19 protein-coding genes are annotated in these 18884 nt (G+C 71.6%); 11 read left to right on the top strand and 8 right to left on the bottom strand.

The genetic code is table 11. From position 1 onward, the window contains the following. Window positions 1-32: 32 nt before the first annotated feature. On the top strand, window positions 33-515 hold the full coding sequence (locus K1T35_RS39085; protein WP_220256721.1) for a hypothetical protein: 483 nt from the start codon (window positions 33-35) through the stop codon (window positions 513-515). Here K1T35_RS39085 and K1T35_RS39080 read toward each other — a convergent pair. From K1T35_RS39080 to K1T35_RS39065, 4 genes are all read right to left on the bottom strand, one after another. Next, window positions 512-715 carry a hypothetical protein gene (locus K1T35_RS39080; protein ID WP_220263321.1) on the bottom strand — a complete coding sequence of 68 codons (204 nt, stop codon included), beginning with the start codon at window positions 713-715 and terminating at the stop codon, window positions 512-514. The two genes, K1T35_RS39085 and K1T35_RS39080, sit on opposite strands and share 4 nt — an antisense overlap. A 64-nt stretch (window positions 716-779) precedes the next feature. Continuing rightward, window positions 780-2489: a glycerol-3-phosphate dehydrogenase/oxidase gene (locus tag K1T35_RS39075; RefSeq protein WP_220256720.1), complete on the bottom strand. Its 1710-nt coding sequence runs from the start codon at window positions 2487-2489 to the stop codon at window positions 780-782. A 33-nt stretch (window positions 2490-2522) separates the two neighbouring features. Beyond that, the gene (glpK, locus tag K1T35_RS39070) at window positions 2523-4040 is read right to left on the bottom strand and encodes a glycerol kinase GlpK (protein ID WP_220256719.1); all 1518 of its coding nucleotides are present in this window, start codon (window positions 4038-4040) and stop codon (window positions 2523-2525) included. 38 nt (window positions 4041-4078) lie between these two features. After that, on the bottom strand, window positions 4079-4939 hold the full coding sequence (locus K1T35_RS39065; protein WP_220256718.1) for an MIP/aquaporin family protein: 861 nt from the start codon (window positions 4937-4939) through the stop codon (window positions 4079-4081). A 147-nt stretch (window positions 4940-5086) separates the two neighbouring features. On the opposite strand from K1T35_RS39065, the gene K1T35_RS39060 reads away from it, so the two are divergent. Both K1T35_RS39060 and glpK (K1T35_RS39055) read left to right on the top strand, forming a co-directional pair. Next, complete coding sequence (locus K1T35_RS39060; protein WP_220256717.1) at window positions 5087-5851, top strand: IclR family transcriptional regulator; 765 nt, start codon at window positions 5087-5089, stop codon at window positions 5849-5851. Between the two features lie 31 nt (window positions 5852-5882). Next, window positions 5883-7379: a glycerol kinase GlpK gene (gene glpK / locus K1T35_RS39055; protein WP_220256716.1), complete on the top strand. Its 1497-nt coding sequence runs from the start codon at window positions 5883-5885 to the stop codon at window positions 7377-7379. Between the two features lie 14 nt (window positions 7380-7393). Here the strand turns inward: glpK (K1T35_RS39055) and K1T35_RS39050 are convergent, their stop codons facing one another. Further along, window positions 7394-8566 carry an ABC transporter substrate-binding protein gene (locus K1T35_RS39050; RefSeq protein WP_220256715.1) on the bottom strand — a complete coding sequence of 391 codons (1173 nt, stop codon included), beginning with the start codon at window positions 8564-8566 and terminating at the stop codon, window positions 7394-7396. A 121-nt stretch (window positions 8567-8687) separates the two neighbouring features. Between K1T35_RS39050 and K1T35_RS39045 the strand changes: the two genes are divergently transcribed. Then, window positions 8688-9500, top strand: a complete 813-nt coding sequence (locus K1T35_RS39045) for an SAM-dependent methyltransferase (protein WP_255621211.1) — start codon at window positions 8688-8690, stop codon at window positions 9498-9500. A 512-nt stretch (window positions 9501-10012) separates the two neighbouring features. On the opposite strand, the gene K1T35_RS39040 is transcribed toward K1T35_RS39045, so the two are convergent. Beyond that, entirely contained in the window at window positions 10013-10690 is a 678-nt protein-coding gene (locus K1T35_RS39040) for an HAD hydrolase-like protein (protein WP_255621210.1), read from the bottom strand. A gap of 62 nt (window positions 10691-10752) precedes the next feature. Here K1T35_RS39040 and K1T35_RS39035 point away from each other — a divergent pair, with 62 nt between their 5' ends. Beyond that, complete coding sequence (locus K1T35_RS39035; protein ID WP_220256712.1) at window positions 10753-11862, top strand: App1 family protein; 1110 nt, start codon at window positions 10753-10755, stop codon at window positions 11860-11862. Between the two features lie 3 nt (window positions 11863-11865). On the opposite strand, the gene K1T35_RS39030 is transcribed toward K1T35_RS39035, so the two are convergent. Then, window positions 11866-12753: a sucrase ferredoxin gene (locus K1T35_RS39030; protein WP_255621207.1), complete on the bottom strand. Its 888-nt coding sequence runs from the start codon at window positions 12751-12753 to the stop codon at window positions 11866-11868. Window positions 12754-12900: 147 nt separating this feature from the next. Between K1T35_RS39030 and K1T35_RS39025 the strand changes: the two genes are divergently transcribed. After that, entirely contained in the window at window positions 12901-13908 is a 1008-nt protein-coding gene (locus K1T35_RS39025) for a TerC/Alx family metal homeostasis membrane protein (RefSeq protein ID WP_220263130.1), read from the top strand. Window position 13909: 1 nt separating this feature from the next. Here the strand turns inward: K1T35_RS39025 and K1T35_RS39020 are convergent, their stop codons facing one another. Then, window positions 13910-15070 (bottom strand): hypothetical protein, encoded by a 1161-nt coding sequence (locus tag K1T35_RS39020; protein ID WP_255621205.1) that lies wholly within the window; start codon window positions 15068-15070, stop codon window positions 13910-13912. A 102-nt stretch (window positions 15071-15172) separates the two neighbouring features. Between K1T35_RS39020 and K1T35_RS39015 the strand changes: the two genes are divergently transcribed. The 5 genes from K1T35_RS39015 (at window position 15173) to K1T35_RS38995 (ending at window position 18879) form a co-directional block, all read left to right on the top strand. After that, a complete protein-coding gene (locus K1T35_RS39015) occupies window positions 15173-16039 on the top strand; it encodes a TetR/AcrR family transcriptional regulator (RefSeq protein ID WP_220256711.1) in 867 nt (288 codons plus the stop codon). Continuing rightward, window positions 16039-16563: an isoprenylcysteine carboxylmethyltransferase family protein gene (locus K1T35_RS39010; RefSeq protein ID WP_220256710.1), complete on the top strand. Its 525-nt coding sequence runs from the start codon at window positions 16039-16041 to the stop codon at window positions 16561-16563. The genes K1T35_RS39015 and K1T35_RS39010 overlap by 1 nt, the downstream gene beginning before the upstream one ends. After that, window positions 16560-16961, top strand: coding sequence for a nitroreductase family deazaflavin-dependent oxidoreductase (locus K1T35_RS39005; RefSeq protein ID WP_220256709.1), 402 nt, complete (start codon window positions 16560-16562; stop codon window positions 16959-16961). Before K1T35_RS39010 ends, K1T35_RS39005 begins: the two co-directional genes overlap by 4 nt. Before the next feature lie 131 nt (window positions 16962-17092). Beyond that, window positions 17093-17863, top strand: a complete 771-nt coding sequence (locus tag K1T35_RS39000) for an ATP-binding cassette domain-containing protein (RefSeq protein WP_220256708.1) — start codon at window positions 17093-17095, stop codon at window positions 17861-17863. A gap of 38 nt (window positions 17864-17901) precedes the next feature. Continuing rightward, a complete protein-coding gene (locus K1T35_RS38995; protein ID WP_220263128.1) occupies window positions 17902-18879 on the top strand; it encodes an ABC transporter permease in 978 nt (325 codons plus the stop codon). The last annotated feature ends 5 nt before the right edge of the window (window positions 18880-18884 follow it).

Raw genomic sequence — 18884 nt, 5'->3', positions numbered from 1 at the left:
GAGAGCAGATCCGGCACATTCGGAGAAGCTGCGTGGGGCTGGCGGATCACGGCGTTGAATGGTGGGGTGGCATCGTGCTGCGCGCGTCCCGGGCAGGGCTGCTGAGCACCCGCTACGACATCACCCGCGACGACACCCCGATCTGTACGTGGAAGCCGTCCGCATTCATCGGCGGCGGCACGTTCGAGCTCGGCGGGCACCGTTACGACGTGGCGCGCGGCGGGTGGACGGGCCGGCGCTACCGGCTGCGCGACGAGTCCGGCCGGCTCGTCGCGCTCGCCGATGGCGTCGGCCGCTCGACCTGGACCGTGGAGGTCGGCGGCGACGTGTACGCGTTCGAGCGACCTTCACCGTGGCGCCGCGACCAGGTGCTCGTGCGCGACGGCGAGCCCGTCGGCGCGGTCCGGCGCACGAGCGCCTGGTTCGGCGAGGCCGAGGCGGAGCTGCCTGGCCTTCCGCTGACAGTGCAGGTGTTCGTGCTGGTCAGCCTGCTCGGCGTATGGGACGAGGACTAAACCCGGTGGTGCCGCCCGGTCGAGCCTTCGTCGTCCTCCGGTGCGGCGTGGTCGGCCACCCCGGGGTTGGGATCGCGGGACAGGTCGATCAGCGGGTCGAGCTCGGCGCCCTCGGCCGCGGCGTGGTCGGCCACCCCCGGGGTGGGGTCGCGGGACAGGTCGATGTGTTCGCGACCCCGTGCGGGCTTCTCGTCGGTCATACCTTCAAGTAGTACTGCATGAACACCTGGCCCTACATCTTTCCTACAACCGGACGGGTGACGTCTAGACCACTGGCACGACCTCCGGCGCGCCCATCCGGGCGGCGTCGGCGGTCTCGTCGTCGGGCATCTTCTGGCTCTCCCGCTCCGCCTCGACGCGCTTGCGGTAGTGCTCCACCTCGCGCTCGATCTGCGCGTCACTCCAGTCGAGGACGGGTGCGACGAGCCGCGCGATCTCCTCAACCGCCCCGACGCCCCGGTCGAATGTCTCGATCGAGATGCGGGTGCGGCGGGCGAGGAAGTCGTCGAGGTGCCGGGCACCCTCGTGCGAGGCCGCGTAGACGATCTCCGCGCGGAGGTAGTCGGGCGCGCCCGCAAGGGGCTCGCCGAGCGTCGGGTCGGCCACCACGAGCTGCAGCACCTCGTGGATCAGCGACCCGTAGCGGCCCAGCAGGTGCAGGATGCGCGCCTCGTGGACCCCGTACTGCTGGGCGAGCAGCGGGGCCGCGTTCTTCAGCGCCTCGTAGCCGTCGGCGCCGAGCAGCGGGACCTTCTCGGTGACGGACGGCGGCACCTTGATGTGCAGCCCGTGCACCGCGGCGTCGACGGCGTCCTTGGCCATCACGCGGTAGGTCGTGTACTTCCCGCCCGCGACGACGACCAGGCCCGGCACCGTGTGCGCCACGGCGTGCTCGCGCGAGAGCTTGGACGTGGACTCCGACTCGCCCGACAGCAGCGGTCGCAATCCCGCGTAGACGCCCTCGACGTCCTCGTGGGTGAGCGGCTGCTCCAGCACGGCGTTGACGTGGTCGAGCAGGTACTCGATGTCGGCGGCGCTCGCGGCGGGGTGGGCGAGGCCCAGCTTCCAGTCGGTGTCAGTGGTGCCGATGATCCAGTGCCGGCCCCACGGGATGACGAAGAGCACGGACTTCTCGGTGCGCAGGATCAGCCCGCTGTCGCCGCGGATGCGGTCGCGCGGGACGACGAGGTGGATGCCCTTGCTCGCCCGCACGTGGAACTGCCCGCGCTCCCCGACGAGGCCCTGCGTCTCGTCGGTCCACACCCCGGTGGCGTTGATGACCTGCCGGGCCCGGACCCGCAGTGTGCGGCCGGACTCCAGGTCGTGCACCTCGGCACCCGTGACCCGCTCGCCCTCACGCAGCAGGCCGGTCACCCGCGCCCGGGACGCGACGTGCGCGCCGTACGCGGCGGCGGTGCGGGCCACGAACATGGTGTGCCGTGCATCGTCGACCTGTGCGTCGAAGTAGAGCAGCGCGCCGACGAGGGCGTCCTTGCGCAGCGACGGCACGATCTTGCGTGCGCCGCGGCGGGTGAGGTGGCGGTGCGCCGGCACGCCGCGGGAGCGGCCGGACAGCAGGCCGAGGACGTCGTACAGCGCGACGCCCGTGCCCGCGTAGAGCCGCTCCCACCCGCGGTGGGTGAGCGGGTAGAGGAACGGCACGGGCTTCACGAGGTGCGGCGCGAGCGTCTGGATCAGCAGCCCCCGCTCCTGCAGCGCCTCGGCGACGAGCCGGAAGTCGAGCATCTCCAGGTAGCGCAGGCCGCCGTGGATCAGCTTGCTCGACCGGCTCGAGGTGCCCGAGGCGAAGTCACGCGCTTCGACGAGCCCGACGGACAGGCCGCGGGTGGCGGCGTCGAGGGCGGCACCGCTGCCCACGACGCCGCCCCCGACGACCAACACGTCGAGTTCGGTCGAGCTCATCGCGTCGAGCGCGGCCTCACGGGCCTGCGGGGAGAGCGCGACCGATCTCATGGTGGTTCCCTTCTCGAAGCGCCGCTGTAGCACTCAGTGGACGTCTACCCAGTCCAACGTCCTGGTCACAGCCTTCTTCCAGCGCTCGTACCCGGTCGTGCGCTGCTCGTCACTCCACTGCGGCTGCCAGCGCTTCGACTCGTTCCAGTTGGAGCGCAGCTCGTCGGTGTTCTTCCAGAACCCAACCGCCAGCCCAGCGGCATACGCGGCGCCGAGGGCCGTGGTCTCCGCGACGACGGGCCTGCTCACCGGCACGCCGAGCACGTCCGCCTGGATCTGCATGCACAGCTCGTTGGCGGTGACGCCGCCGTCGACCTTCAGCACCTCCAGTCGGACGCCCGAGTCCTGCTCCATGGCCTCGGCCACGTCGCGGCTCTGGTAGCAGATCGCCTCGAGCGTGGCCCGCGCGAGGTGCGCGTTCGTGTTGAACCGGGAGAGACCGACGATCGCGCCGCGCGCGTCCGACCGCCAGTACGGGGCGAACAGCCCGGAGAACGCCGGGACGAAGTACACCCCGCCGTTGTCCTCCACCTGGCGGGCGAGCGCCTCGCTCTGCGCGGCGCCGGAGATGATGCCCAGCTGGTCGCGCAGCCACTGGACCGCCGACCCGGTGACGGCGATCGAGCCCTCGAGCGCGTAGACCGGCCGGTCGTCGTTGAACTGGTAGCAGACCGTCGTCAGCAGCCCAGCCTTGGAACGCACCAGCTCGTGACCGGTGTTGAGCAGCATGAAGTTGCCGGTGCCGTAGGTGTTCTTCGCCTCGCCGGGGGCGAAGCACACCTGCCCGACGGTGGCGGCCTGCTGGTCACCGAGGTCGCCGGTGAGCAGGATCTCGCCGCCCAGCGGGCCGTTAGCCCGGGTCGTGCCGTAGCCGGCGGTGTTCGAGCTCGGTTGGATCTGCGGCAGCATCGAGCGCGGGATGCCGAAGAAGCCGAGCAGCTCATCGTCCCAGTCGAGCGTCTCGAGGTTCATCAGCATCGTGCGACTCGCGTTGGTCGGGTCGGTGACGTGTACGCCGCCGTCCCGGCCGCCCGTGAGGTTCCACAGCAGCCACGTGTCGGTGTTGCCGAAGATCGCGTCGCCGCGCTCGGCCGCCTCGCGGGCCCCGTCAACGTTCTCCAGGATCCACTGGATCTTGCCGCCCGAGAAGTAGGTGGCCGGAGGCAGGCCGGCCTTCTGCCGGATGACGTCGCCGCGCCCGTCGCGGTCGAGCGCGGAGGCGATGCGGTCGGTGCGGGTGTCCTGCCAGACGATCGCGTTGTAGAGCGGGCGCCCGGTGTTCTTGTCCCAGACGACCGACGTCTCGCGCTGGTTCGTGATCCCGACCGCGGCCAGGTCGGACGAGCTGAGGTTCGATTTGTTGAGCGCGGTCTGCACGACCGCGGTGGTGCGCTCCCAGATCTCGACGGGGTTGTGCTCCACCCACGCTGCCTGCGGGAAGATCTGCTCGTGCTCGAGCTGGTGGCTGCCCACCACGTTCCCACCGTGGTCGAAGATCATGAAGCGGGTGCTGGTGGTGCCCTGGTCGATGGCACCGACGAAGTCGGCCATGCGTCTCTCCTCTTCGTTGGGGCAGTTCCGCTGCTCGGCTAGGACTGCTGCTGGTGCTTCGGCTCGGCGGACTCCGCGGTAGGAGTGGCCTCGGACGGCGTGGGCTCCAGGGTGACCTCCGGGGCCTCGGCGGGCAGGTAGCGCTCCACCAGGTACTTGAAGGCCGCGCCGCCGATCAGTCCGCCGATGATCGGCGCGACGATCGGCAACCAGAAGTAGAGATTGCCGTTCTGGTCGAACATCGCCGTCTCGTATCCGGTGATCCAGGACGCGAACCGGGGCCCGAAGTCACGGGCCGGGTTGATCGCGTAGCCGGCGTTCGCGCCCCACGCCATGCCGATCCCGACGACGAGCAGGCCGATGACGACGGGCGTCATGTTGGCCAGCGGCGGGTTGTTGGCGGCGGTGATCAGGGCGAACACCACGAACACGAGGATCGCGGTGCCGACGATCTGGTCGAAGAACGCCGTGGCGATCGTGACGTTGGCGCCTTCGACCCCGTTGCCCGGCAACGTCGAGTAGATGCCCTGCGACGCGATGGTGTGGTTGGGGTCGATCCTCGCGATCAGGTCGGCGTAGACGAACCGCACGATGATCGCGGCGACGAACGCCCCCAGCGTCTGCGCGAGGCAGTACGGCGCCACCTTGCGCCACGGGAAACCCTTGAATGCCGCGAGCGCGATCGTGACGGCCGGGTTGATGTGGGCGCCGGACACGCGCCCGGCGACGTAGACGCCGAGGATCACGCCGATTCCCCATGCCCAGGCGATCGAGTCGTGGTCGCCCATGGCGCCGTCGGGGTTGGTCACGACCTGCGCGACCACACCCACGCCGAAGAGAATGAGGATCATGGTTCCAAGGAACTCTGCGATCAGTTCCCCGATGTATGAGTTCTTCACCGCTGAAGCCCTCCCCTCGATGCACCCGCTCGGATGCGGGGTGTCGCGGACGGTAGGCAGGCCGGAGAGGGCGGTCAACGGCCAGTGTTCGGCATTGTCGAACCGCCGATCGGACGAACATCACATCCGCTGCCGTAGAGTCGCGGGGTGCCTGGTGCCATCCAGTCCATCGAGCGGGCCGCAGCCGTGCTCCGGCTGCTGGGCAGCACCGACCGGCCGCTCGGGCTGAACGAGCTCGCGGCCGCGCTCGACCTGCCCCGGCCCACCGCCCACGGGATCATCCGCACGCTGCGTGACGTCGGCTTCGTCGACCAGGACGTCGTCTCGTCCCGCTACCGGCTCGGCTCGGCGTTGCACGAGCTCGGCCGCGGTGGCTGGGACCGGCACGACCTGCGTGCCCGCGCCATGAATTGGGCCGACTCGCTCGCCGGCAGCACCGGCCTCGCCGTGCACCTCGGCGTCCCGGCGAAGGGCGCGGTCCGGCTCGTGCACCACGTCTTCCGGCCCGACGGCACGCCGCAGCGGATCCGCACGGGCGAGGAGCAGCCGCTGCACGCCAGCGCGCTCGGCAAATGCCTGCTCGCGTTCTCGCCTGTCGCCACCCCACCCGCGCGCGATCTGGACCTGCAGCGCTGGACCGGGCGCACCTGCGTCACCGTCACCGCGTTGGAGGCGCAGCTCACCCTCGCCAGAAGGCGGGGGTGGGCGAGCGATACGGGGGAGTACGAGTCGGGCGTCGGCGGCGCGGCGGCGCCCTTGCGGGCGAGCGGCGGGATCGTGGTCGGCGCGATCGGGGTGGTCGGCCCGGTGGAGGACCTCTACGGCATCGGCGGCGAACTCCGCCCGTGGCTGGCGGAGCAGCTGGTGGCCGCGGCGCGGGAGATCTCGGCGGCACTGATGGCGAGCCCATGAGTCCTGAACTCCCCCGACCCGAGGAGGCGCCGTGAGTGAGCGCGTTGTTGCCGCCATCGACCAGGGCACCACCTCCACCCGGTGTCTGCTGTTCAACCGCGCCGGGCGGATGCTGGCCGTCGCCCAGCGGGAGCACCGGCAGCACTACCCGCGGCCCGGGCTCGTCGAGCACGACGCGGCGGAGATCTGGCGCAACGTCACGCGGGTGGTCCCGGCCGCCCTCAAGAGCGCGGGCCTCACCCCGGACGACATCGTCGGGCTCGGCATCGCCAACCAGCGCGAGACCACCGTGATCTGGGACCGGCACACCGGCGTGCCGCTGGCGCGGGCGATCACCTGGCAGGACACGCGCACCGACGGCATCGTCGCGCGGCTCGTCGAGGACGGGCACGCGCCGCTGATCACGTCCATCTGCGGGCTCCCGCCTGCCACGTACTTCGCGGGCCCGCGGCTGCGCTGGCTGCTCGACCACGTGCCAGGGGCGCGCGAAGGCGCCGAGGCGGGTGACGTGCTGTTCGGCACGATGGAGAGCTGGCTCATCTGGCGGCTCACCGGCCGGCACGTCACCGACGTCACGAACGCGAGCCGCACGATGCTCATGGACGTCCGCACGCTGCAGTGGTCGGACAAGCTGCTCGACGTGCTGCGGGTGCCGCGGCGGATGCTGCCGGAGATCCGCCCGAACGCGGAGGTGTACGGCACCTGCGGCACGCTGCTGCCCGGAGTACCGGTTGCGGGGGCGCTCGGCGACCAGCAGGCCGCGCTCGTCGGCCAGGTCTGCTTCGCGCCCGGCGAGATCAAGTGCACCTACGGCACCGGGGCGTTCCTGCTGATGAACACCGGGCATCGGCTCGCCGAGTCGACGCACGGCCTGATCCCGACCGTCGGCTACCTGTTCGGCGACACGCCGGTGTACGCGCTCGAAGGCGCGATCGCGGTCACCGGCTCGCTGGTGCAGTGGTTCCGCGACTCCCTCGGCATGATCGGCACCGCCGCTCAGATCGAGACGCTTGCCAGCACCGTTCCCGACAACGGCGGCTGCTACATCGTCCCGGCCTTCTCCGGCCTCTACTCGCCCCGCTGGCACCCCGAGGCCCGCGGCGTGATGGTCGGGCTCACCTCGTTCATCAACCGCGGTCACCTCGCCCGCGCGGTGCTGGAGGCCACGGGCTGGCAGACCCGCGAGGTCGTCGACGCGATGAACGCCGACTCCGGCGTGCCGGTCGCCCGCCTGAAGGTCGACGGGGGGATGACGGCCAACCACCTGCTGATGCAGTTCGTCGCCGACGTCCTCGACGTGCCGGTGGAGCGCCCGCTCGGTTCCGAGGCGGTGTCGCTCGGGGCGGCCTACGCGGCGGGGCTCGCCGTCGGGTACTGGCCGGACCTCGAGGTGCTGCGCGCCAACTGGCACCGCGCCGCCGCGTGGGAGCCCGCGATGGACGACGCACTGCGCCGCCGCGAGCACGAGAACTGGGGTCGGGCGGTGAACCGCAGCTACGGCTGGGTGCAGTCCCCGTCCGCCGACTGACCCCGACTCGTGCGTCAGCCCATTCGGATGCCCGGGTCGATGAACTCGTTGGTGTAGAGGCCGGCCGCGTCCGGCACATCCGTGATCGTGCCCTGCGACCGGAGGATCGAGCCGAAGGTGTCGGCGACCTGCTGCATGCGGGCCGGGTCGAACTGCCCGAACACGCCCGATGCCGGGTCGTCGGTGACGAGGCCCTGCTCGCGCATCGTCCGCACCGCGTAGTCGGCGACGCCGGACGAGTAGGTCCATCCCGTCTGGTAGGCCTCGGTGAGCTCGACGATCAGCGCGTTCGTCGGGCCGGGCTCGGTCAGGTAGTCGATCTGGGCCCGCTGCATGATCGGCACCAGTTTCTGCAGGCACGGCCGCAGCTGCTCGAGCCGGTCGGCGCGCACGGACGGCGGAGAGGGGTAGACCGAGTAGCCGAGGTCGGCCAGCTTCTGGTAGCCCACCGGCCGCCCCCACTCGCGGATCTCCCGCTCGTAGAGGTAGGGCTCCGCCGTGGCGAAGCCCTGTTGCAGGATCCGTGGCTCGGAGACGAACCGCGCCGGGGTGCCCTCGTAGCTGGTGTCCACCTGGGCGGAGGTGATGATCCCCTGTTCCACCAGCAGCGCGGTGATGACGGGGTCGGACGTGAGCACGGGAACGCCGCTCGCCGCGACGTCGCGCAGTGTCTGGGCGCCGGGGTGGGATGCCGGGTCCCACATCAGCATCAGAGGGCTGGTGGTCAGCTGTGAGACGACGGCGACGGTCGGCTGGCCTGCGGCCGCGGCGATCGCCGCGTCCGAGTTCACGGTGCCGAGCACGATGCTGTCGTCGAGGGCCATGACGGCGGGTACGGGTTGGAATCCGACGTTGGGGCCGCCGGGTCGGATCTCGATGTCGACGCCGGTGTCGACGCCTTGTGCCACGAGTGATCCGCGCACGTGTTTGGCGTCGGTGTCGATGACGCGATCCGGCCCGACGAGGCTGTACATCCCGCCGTGTTCGGCTTCGGGTTGCCAGTCCTGTTGCATGACGACCGTGGCGGGGCAGGCCCCGGTGAGGTCGAGAGGGCCGCCCGGTGGCGCGGCCGAGGCGGCGGGTCCCGCTGCGGGGACCGTCTCGCCTCCCGAGCACGCGGCGAGCGCGAGCGCCGCGGCGAGTGGCAGGGCAAGGGACGCGGCGCGGAGGCCGGTCATTCGTCTCATGGAGAGCATCCCGGGAGAGGTCGGGGCGGAAGGTGGCTCGATCTTGGCGGTTGCCGGCGGAGCCCAGCAAGATGATCGGCCCGAGGTGGAGCCGGACTGCGCCCGACGGCAGGATGGTGCTGTGAGCGAGGAGCCGACCGACGCCTTCACCGGTACCGGGATCGACACGACCATCCCGCACTCCGCCCGGATCTGGAACTACTGGTTGGGCGGTAAGGACAACTACGCCGTCGACCGGGAAGCGGGCGACGCCTTCGCGGCGCTGTACCCGCAGATCACCGTGAACGCGCGGGAGGCACGTGGGTTCCTGCAGCGCGTGGTGCGGTTCCTGGCCGGTGACGTCGGCATCCGGCAGTTCCTCGACATCGGGACCGGCCTGCCGACGGCGGACAACACCCATGAGGTCGCACAACGCGTCGCGCCGGACAGCCGCGTCGTGTACGTCGACAACGACCCGCTCGTGTTGGCCCATGCCAGGGCGCTGCTCGTCGGCACGCCCGAGGGGGAGACCAGGTACCTCGACGCCGACATCCGGGACGTCGACGGCCTGGTGAGGGGCGCGGCGGAGATCCTCGACTTCACCGAGCCGGTAGCCGTGCTCATACTCGGCGTGCTCGGGCACATCCACGACGCCGACGAGGCCCGCGCGCTGGTCAGGCGGATCCTCGACCACGTGCCGCCGGGTAGTTATCTCGCGATCGGCGACGGCACCGCGAGCGAAGCGAAGCTGAAAGCGCAGAAGCAGTACGGCAACACCGGCGGTCCGATCTACCTGAACCGCGAGCCTGCGGAGATCGCGACGTTCTTCGACGGGCTGGAGTGGGTCGAGCCGGGGTTCGTGTCGGCCCCGCTGTGGCGACCCGAGCGGCCGACGGCCGTGCCGCCGATCGCGGCGCCCGTCGACGAGTACGGCGGGCTCGCGCGCAAGCCGTGAAGTAGTGCGGTGACCACCACGTTCACCGTTCCTGACGCGAGCCTGTTGTCAGATCGAGCCGCCACCCCCGGCGCCGACACCATGATCCGCAGTATCGGTTGTCCATGGTCGCGACAACAACCGTCTGCACCCGATACCGGCAGGTCAGCGCGGCGATCAAGGGCTGATGGTCGCGATCGGAGATCAACTAGCGACCATTTCGCCTTGATCGCCGCATTGTCCCCGGGATGGCGGCTTGATCAGCATTTCGGCGCGTTCCCGGGCCGTTTTCGCCCGTTTCCGCGCCAAAGCCTCGATCATGTCCGCTCAGACCGCCTCCGGTGGCGCCGCGCGCCCCATCGGGCAGGCCCTTGGCCTGCCCGCGTCGTCTGCCCCGCACACTGCGCGGCGCCACCGAGGCCCTGCGGCCTCGACTGAAGAGGGCCCGGTGCCACCGAAGGCCCCCACAACAACTGCGGGTCTGCACCAGCCCGACCAGACCCGGCGACCGAATGTGGCCACCGCACCAGAGCTCAGGCCGCGTCGCGCGGGAGCGTGGTCGACCAGACCGCGTCGCCGCGGAGGGCCTTCGCGAGCTCGTCGATGTCCTCCACGATCAGGCGCGCTCCGGACAGCTCGCCGGGCTCGGCGTAACCCCACGTCACGCCGATCGTGGGCACACCGTGTGCGGCCGCGCCCTCGACGTCGTGGTGGCGGTCGCCGACCAGCACCACCGGGTCGCGGGCGGGGTCGAGCGCCAGCCGATCGAGCACGGAGCCGACGACGGCGGCCTTGCCCACCCGGCCGGCCACGTGGTCGGCGCCGCCCACGAGATCGAGGTAGCTGGCGAGCCCGGTGCCGGCCACGATCTTGCGGGCCAGGTCCTCCGGCTTGGACGTCGCGGTGGCCAGGCGCATCCCGTCCTCGCGCAGCCGCTCGAGGAGCGCGGGGATTCCCGGGTAGACGGGCGTGATCGTGGCCGCGACCGCGTCGTACGAGCTGCGGTACGCGACGATGGCCGCCGCCGTCTGGTCCTGGGTCAGGCCGAGCTCGGGCAGGGCGGTCTCGAACGGCGGGCCGACGAGACGGCGCAACCGCGCGGCGTCGGGCACCGGGAAGCCGACTTCGGCGAGGGCCGCGGTCAGGTGATCGACGATCGTGGTGGCCGAGTCGACGAGGGTGCCGTCGAGGTCGAGGAGGACGGTGCGCACTGATCGCATGGTACGTGGGCCCCGCGGTAGCCTCGGTTGGCGCCGTGCGGTAGGTCTGCTCCGTGCAGCTCCGCAAGCTGGTCGTCAGGGTCGCGATGGCCGCCGAGAGCGTCGTGCAGGCGGCCGTGCTGCTCGTGTTGCGCGTCCGGGGCAGGCACCTGCCGATGATCGTGCCGTTCATCGGGCACGGCACCGTTCGGCGCGTGCGGGTGGGCGGCCGCGTCGTGCTCGGCAGGCCGGAGGCCGCCGCACCCGCGGTCGGGGTGCCGGAGGCACCGGCCCCGACCCCGCGGTCGCGGCGGGCGGTGCTGCGGGCGACCATCGCGCGGTTCCTCACCGTCGAGGTACCTGGCGCGGTCGTCGCGGTCCACGGGCCCGGCGTGGCGGCCCAGATCCGCGCCGACCGGGACGGCTACCTCGACGCCGTGCTCGACGTCGCCGAACCCCTGAGCCCCGGGTGGCACGCGTTCGAGCTGCGGCTGCGTGATGGGGCCGCGGTGTCGGCGCAGGTGCTGGTCGTCGACCCGGAGGCGAGGGTCGGCCTGGTCAGCGACATCGACGACACCATTCTGGAGACCGGCCTGAGCCGGGGGATCGAGTTCATCCGCGCCGCGCTGCTCACCCCGGTGCACGACCGCACCCCCTTGCCCGCCGCAGCGGCGCTCTACCGCGCGCTCGCGCAGCCGGCCGACGGTCCGGTCCGGCCGGTCTTCTACGTCTCGACGAGCCCGTGGAACCTGCACGAGATGCTGCTGGAGTTCGTCGTGCTGCGGCGGTTCCCGCTCGGCCCGCTGCTGCTCACCGACTGGGGGCCGTCGCGCAGCGGCCTGTTCCGGATCGGCGCGCAGGAACACAAGGGCGGGCTCGTCCGTCGGATGCTCGAGGAGCACCCGCGGCTGGGGCTCGTGCTCGTGGGCGACAGCGGTCAGCTCGACCCGGAGATCTACGCGGGGCTCGCCCGCGAGTTCCCGGACCGCATCCGCGCCGTCTACATCCGCCGCACCCGCCACGCCCTCCCGGGCCGGCTCGCCGCTGTGGACGCGCTGGCCGCCGAGGTCACCGCGGCCGGGGTGCCGATGCTGGCGGTCGACGACAGCCTCCAGATCGCCACGCACGCGGCCACCCTCGGCCTGCTCGACGGGGCCGCGCTCGACGACGTCCGGTCCGGCTGACCCTCACGCCCTGCTGGTCGTGCGCAGCTTCTGCAGGTCGAAGACGCGCATGCGCCCGGGGGCGGTCGCGGCGCACGTCAGCGGGCGTCCGGCGGCGACGTAGCGCTCCCTCAGCAGCACCGAGCAGTCCGGCTCGGCGAGCTCGACGTGCCAGTCCGTGCAGCCGTCCGGGAGATCGTCGGAGGTGACGTGCACGAGCCGCAGGTCGTCCACACCGGTGGCGCCGGTGGCCAGCCGCGCGTGGTGCTGCGCGGCCTGCACAGCGGGCGGTAGCGCCGTCCGTCCGCGCACGGCGCCCGGCGCGAGGTGCCCTGCGCGGTAGGCGGCGAGGGCGGCGGGCGCGTCGTCCGGGTCGAGCCCGCCGAGCGTGTACCCGTGGGGGAGGAACACCACGGCGGGTGCGAAGCGGCACCCACCGACGTGACTGCATTCCCACACCGGCTCGGGATCCGCGGCGGCCAGCGCGGCGGCGACCGGACGGCCGCGGACCGCGCAACAGGTGTCGTGCCGCCCATGAGCGCAGACGAGGACGATCGGCCCGTCGTACGGCTTTCCGGGCCTGTCGACGGCGGCGACCAGCTCCGGTTCGAGGCCGTAGGTGCCGGTGCAGACGGACTCGTGGCCCGGCCGGGCATCCACCCGGAACCAGTGTCGGGGCCCGGTGCGGCGGGCGCGGCCGGGACGCCGCACGAGCACGACCCGCCCTTCCCAGTCGGAAAGGGCGTCGGTCACGTCGGCCGGCAGTGCGGTGAGGGCTTGACGGGGCCAGGGTCCGGGATGTTCGACCAGCAACCAGCGCTCCGCCTGAGGTGCGGTGCCCTCCGGCGGATCCGCCGCCGCGTCCGCGGCGAACGAGCAGCGGGGCCAGCCGCCCGTCACGGCCTCGTCCACCGCAGAAGGCTACCCCGGCGAGGGTCCCTTACCCGGCCGTGTGCTCGGCCACCCGGCTCGACATGCGGGGAACCTCGGCTCCGTTAGGCTCGTTGGGACCGGTGGTAAAGACTTGGTAATGAAGATCGAGTGAGGGTGGAGGGTCGGGTGCTCGAGATCAGCGGGCTCACCTGGGCGGTGACGATCGGGGTGGTCGTCGCGCTCCTCGCGCTCGACCTGGTGCTGGCCGCGGCGCGGCCGCATCGCGTCGGCTTCCGCGAGGCCACCGCGTGGTCGGTCTTCTACGTCCTGATCGCGATCGCGTTCGGCGTCTGGTTCGCGATGGCCTACGGCGGCGACTTCGGCACCCAGTACTTCGCCGGATACATCGTCGAGAAGAGCCTCTCGGTCGACAACCTGTTCGTCTTCGTGATCATCATGACGACGTTCGCGGTGCCCGAGGAGCACCAGCACAAGGTGCTGACGTTCGGCATCATCCTGGCGCTGATCATGCGCGCAATCTTCATCGCGCTCGGCGCCACGCTGCTGTCGTTGTTCTCGTTCATGTTCCTGCTGTTCGGCCTGCTGCTGATCTACACGGCGGTGCAGCTGTTCCGCCACCGCGACGAGGACCCCGACGTCGAGGACAACGCGGTCGTGCGCACGGCCCGCCGGGTGCTGCCCATCACCGACGACTACGTCGGCGGCAAGCTGCTCACGCGCGTCGACGGCCGCCGGATGGTCACGCCGCTCGTCATCGTGCTGCTCGCCATCGGCAGCATCGACCTGCTGTTCGCGCTCGACTCGATCCCCGCGGTGTTCGGCGTCACGTCAGAGGCCTACATCGTGTTCGTGGCCAACGCGTTCGCGCTGCTGGGCCTGCGGGCCCTGTACTTCCTGGTGAAGGGCCTGCTCGACCGGCTCGTGTACCTGTCCACCGGCCTGGCGATCATCCTGGGTTTCATCGGGATCAAGCTGATCCTGCACTGGGCGCACGAGGACATCTCGACCGCCGTCCCCGAGATCACCACGCCGGTCAGCCTCGGTGTGATCATCGGCGTGCTGGTGATCGTCACGGTGGCAAGCCTGATCAAGACCCGCAAGGACCCGACGCTCACGGCGCACGCCGGCTCGCTCAAGGCGCACAAGCCCGCGCGCACCGAGGAGCGCGAATGAGTCAGATCCCGTAGCGCCAGATGGTGAGGGCGTAGCCGCCGAACCACGCCGACGCGAGCGTTGCGGCGACCACTACCGCCACCGCGGTGCCCGGCCGGCGCACGGCCAGTCCGGACGCCACCGGGAGCAGCAGCACGAACGCGGGGATGAGCAGCCGCAGCTTGGCGTTCATCAGCCCGTGGGTGCCCCACACGGGCAGCACCACGAGCGCGGCGTAGACGACGAGCGGCCACGGCATCTGCCGGGTCACCGCGAGGCCGAGCAGGACGATGCTGCCGACGAGCGCGAGCACCGTGACCGCGTCGAACACGCGCTCGCCCTCCGCGAGCACGGCCCCGATGTAGCGGGCGGTGGCGGCGCCGCCGTCGAGGTACCAGCCCCAGCCGCCGCGCTGGATGCGGAACCAGCCGTCGAGCGCACCCGTGCGCGCCGCGACCCAGCCGAGGTAACCGAGGAGGCCGGTCGCCGCCAGCAGGCCGCCCGCCCACGGCCGCCAGCCGCCGCGACGGCCGAACACGGCCGCGAGCGCCGCAAGGCCGACGGCGGCCACCACCGCGGATCCCGTCGGCCGCACGAGCCCGGCTGCCGCGGCGCAGAGCCCGGCGAGCAGCCACTGCTCGCGCAGCACCCCGACCAGCGCCCAGGCCACGAGCGCGCAGAAGAGCGCCTCGGTGTAGGCCATCGAGAGCACGACGCTCATCGGTGTGGCGGCGAACAGGGCCGTGAGCAGCAGGCCGGTGCGCCGGGACCCGCCGGGCACGAGCTCCCCGATCCGAGTCGTCCCGTACGCGGCGGCCACGCCTGCCACGGCGGCCACGAGCAGGCCTGCGACGACGAGGTTGCCTGCGGTCAGCACGGCGACCGCGGCGACGAGCGCCGGATAGCCGGGGAAGAAACCCAGCGGCGTGTCCGGAGTGTGGTTGCCGAACGCGTCGAGCATGTCGGTGGGGACACCGTCGTAGCCGTGCTCGGCGATCGCGAGCAGCCACGACGCGTCCCAGCTCGTGAGCTCGGGCACCAGGCGTGACCCGCCCGCCATGAGCGCGAGCACCGCGACTCCGACGGCCCGGACGCCGAGGTAGACGCCGGCAGGCGCGAGCGCGTACGCGAGCCGGGGCCACGCAGACGCGCCGGCGCGAGGCGCGCTCTCGGCCGCAGTCATCGCGAGCTCCTCTCGTCGCGACGATCCTCCCGGATCCGCTGCGCCAACCGGTCGGCGGTCCGCGAGGGATGCGAGTCGTGAGTACCTGCTACATTACAAAGGATGTCACGATCCGTTGAAAAACAGGTCCCCGCCGACGTGGTGCGGGCCGCGATTCGCGTTGCCGCCCAGCGCGGGGAGGGCGTGGCCGACGTGCCGCTGCCCGTGCTCGCGGCCGCGGTCGGTGTTTCGCGCAGCACGCTGGTGCGCCGGTTGGGCGGCTCGCGGCGGGCGCTGGAAGAGGCGGTACGCGCGGCCGGGGTCGATCCGGGTGGTCGGGTGCCGGTGCGCCGCCGCGCGGTCGACGCGGCCGCGCGGCTGATCAGCGAGCAGGGCGTGGCGGCGATGACCCTGGAGGCGGTGGCGGCCGCGGCCGGTTGTTCGGTGCACAGCCTGTACGCCACGTTCGTCGGGCGCGACGGGCTGCTGAGCGCCGTCTATGAGAGCTACACCCCGCTGTTCGACATCGAAGCGATCCTCGAACAGCCGGACCACGGCCTCGAACAGACCGTGTACGGCATCTATCGGGCGTTCGCCGCCGGTCTGCGCCGAGAGCCGAGGGTGGCGCCGATGATGTTGGCCGATGCGTTCGCCCGCCCGGACGGGGCAGCGGGGCAACTCGTCGATCGGTTCTTCCCCCGGGCACTCCACAGCGTCGGCGGCTGGTTGTCGGCCGAGATCGCGGCCGGGCGCGTCCAGCGCCTGCCGATCGCGCTGCTCCTCCATCAGCTGCTCGGCCCGCTCCTGCTGCACCTCCTCTCCGGCCCCCTCATCGCCCGGCACGTCGGGCCGGAGGAGCCCGGCTCCGACGAGGCGTGCGCGATGTTCGCGGCAGCCTTCGTCCACGCCGTGGGGACGTCCGAGCCGGCAACGCCGAACCCCGAAGGTCGGGCGAGGTCATCCACCGAGACGAAAGGCGACCGAACGTGATGCGCAGATCGAGAGCGGCGCTGGGCAGCGCGGCGTTCTTCGTCGTGGCGCCGGGAACCGTGGTCGGGCTGATCCCGTGGCTGATCACGCGCTGGGAGCTGCACCAACCCTGGCCGTACTGGATCGTGGCCCAGGTCCTCGGCGTCGGGCTGATCTGTGCCGGCCTGGTGCCGCCGGTGTCGGCGTTCGTCGAGTTCGTCAAGGCCGGTGGCACCCCGATGCCGATCGCGCCGACCCAGCGGCTGGTCGTCTCCGGGTTCAACCGCTACCTCCGCAACCCGATGTACTTCGGGCTCGTGCTGGTCATCCTCGGTCAGGCTCTGCTGTTCGCGAGCGCAGGCCTGCTGATCTACGCCGCCATCGCGTGGGCGGTCCCGGCGGCGTTCGTCCGCTGGTACGAGGAACCCACGCTGGCCCGGCAGTTCGGCGCCGAGTACGAGGCCTACCGCCGCGCGGTGCCCGCATGGTGGCCTCGGCTGCGGCCGTGGACCCCGAGTGGGCACGGCGCACAGGGAGCGCGATGACTCGCCGGGTGAAGCGGCAATTCCTCTGGCTGCTGAACAACACCCTGAACCGCCTCACGACGCGCCTCGCGCGTTCCGGGCGCGGTCCATTCGCGCTCGTCCGGCACGTCGGGCGCAAGAGCGGCAAGACCTACGAGACACCGCTGATCCTCGCCCGCGTGCCCGACGGGTTCGTCGCCGAGCTCACCTACGGAACCGACGTCAACTGGTACCGCAACATCGTGGCCGCCGGTGAATGCGTGATCATCTCCGGTGGAGCAGAGCATCGGATCGACCGCATCGAGCCATGTGACCCCGATACCGGCGTCCGTGCATACGGCTATCCAGCCGCGCTCGTGCTCAGACTCCTACGACGCCACGAGTTCCGCCTTCTGCACACGGCCGCGACTCAGCAGTAGAGACGACTCAGCCGTAGAGACGAGTCAGGCGTCGAGTCGGCCTGTCCCCACCCGAGTAGCGACGAGTGATCGACAGAACGCCCCCGGTGGGTCCAAGCTAAGGCGCCGGATCGTCGAGGATCGGAGCGCGTGTGACGGGATCACCCCCGCTGCTGCAGGCACGCGAGCTGCGCAAGAGCTACGGCTCCGTGCAAGCGCTGCGCGGCGCGTCGTTCGACGCCGATGCCGGCGAGGTCGTCGCGCTGATCGGCGACAACGGCGCCGGCAAGTCCACCCTGGTCAAGTGCCTGTCCGGCGTCGAGCGACCGGACGCGGGTGAGATCCTCATCGACGGCGAGCAGGTGGTGCTGGACTCGCCGACCGCCGCACGCGACCACGGCATCGAGACCGCCTACCAGGACCTCGCCGTCGCGCCCGACCTCGACCCCGCAGCCAACCTGTTCCTCGGCCGCGAGCTGCGTCGCCCCGGCCTGCTGGGCGCGCTCGGCATGCTGGACAAGGCCGCGATGCGACAGCAGGCCGCCGAGCAGTTCGCGCGCCTCGGCGTGACCCTGCAGGACATCGATGTCCCGATCGGGTCCCTGTCCGGCGGCCAGCGGCAGAGCGTCGCGGTCGCCCGCTCGGTGGTGTGGGCCAGCCGCGTGGTGTTCCTCGACGAGCCGACGGCCGCGCTCGGCGTCGTGCAGCGGGAACGGGTGCTCGACGTCGTGCGGAAGGTGCGCGACACCGGTGTCGCGGTCGTGCTGATCAGTCACAACATGCCCGAGGTGCTGGCGGTGGCCGACCGGATCGAGGTGCTGCGCCTCGGCGCCCGCGTGGCCCGCTTCACCGCCGCCGACGCCTCGCTCGAGCAGCTGGTCGGCGCGATGACCGGCGCGCTCGTCCACGAGGAGGAGCGGTGACCGACACCGAGGTCGGCGTCCCGGCCCAGCGCACCGCCATGCAGCGGCTGGCGGGGGTGTCCACGTTCTGGATCGCGCTGGTGCTGGTGGCGCTGTGCGTGCTGTTCAGCGTGCTGCGCCCGGACGCGTTCCCCACCCTGTTCACGCTCCAGACGCTGCTGATCGAGGCGTCGGTGCTGCTGGTGCTCGCCGTCGGGATGACGTTCGTGATCATCACGGCCGGCATCGACCTGTCCGTCGGATCGGTGCTGGTGTTCTCCGGGGTCGTCGCGGCCACGCTGATGGAGGCGCTGTCCGGTGGGGACGCGTCCGACGCGGGCGTGGGCGTCGTGCTGCTCGGGCTGCTCGGCGCGCTCGCGGGCGGGGGAGTGTGGGGGCTGGTCAACGGGCTGCTGGTGGCCAGGGCGCGGATCCCCCCGCTGATCGTCACGCTCGGGTCGTTCGGCGCCGCGCTCGGCGCTGCCCAGCTGATCACCGACGGCGTCGACGTGCGCACCGTGCCGCGCGTGCTGCGCGACGGGCTCGGGTTCGGCCAGACCGCGCAGGTGCCGCACATGGTGGCGCTCGCGGCCGTCGTGACGCTGGCGGGTGCCTGGCTGCTGCACACGACCCGGTTCGGGCGGCGAACGTTCGCCGTGGGGTCGAACACGGAGGCGGCGCGGCGGGCCGGGATCCCGGTGCGGGGCCACCTCGTGCGCGTCTACACCGGAGTCGGGCTGCTGTCCGGCCTTGCCGGCTTCATGTCGCTCGCGTACTTCGGCACCACCACGATCAGCGGGCACTCGACCGACAACCTGAACGCGATCGCCGCGGTCGTGCTGGGCGGCACGAGCCTGTTCGGTGGCGTCGGCACGGTGTTCGGCACGGTGATCGGTGTCTTCATCCCGGCGGTGCTCTCGAAGGGTTTCGTGATCGTCGGGGTGCAGCAGTTCTGGCAGCCGGTGGCGATCAGCGCGGTGCTGGTGGCCGCCGTGTGGTTCGACCAGGTCCGGCGGCGGTCCCGGGACCATAGGTGAGGAGG

The sequence above is a fragment of the Pseudonocardia sp. DSM 110487 genome, from assembly GCF_019468565.1.
In the GTDB taxonomy this organism is placed as follows: Bacteria; Actinomycetota; Actinomycetes; order Mycobacteriales; family Pseudonocardiaceae; genus Pseudonocardia.
Note: the sequence above shows the minus strand (reverse complement) of the source record. Positions and strands in the feature narration are given on the sequence as shown.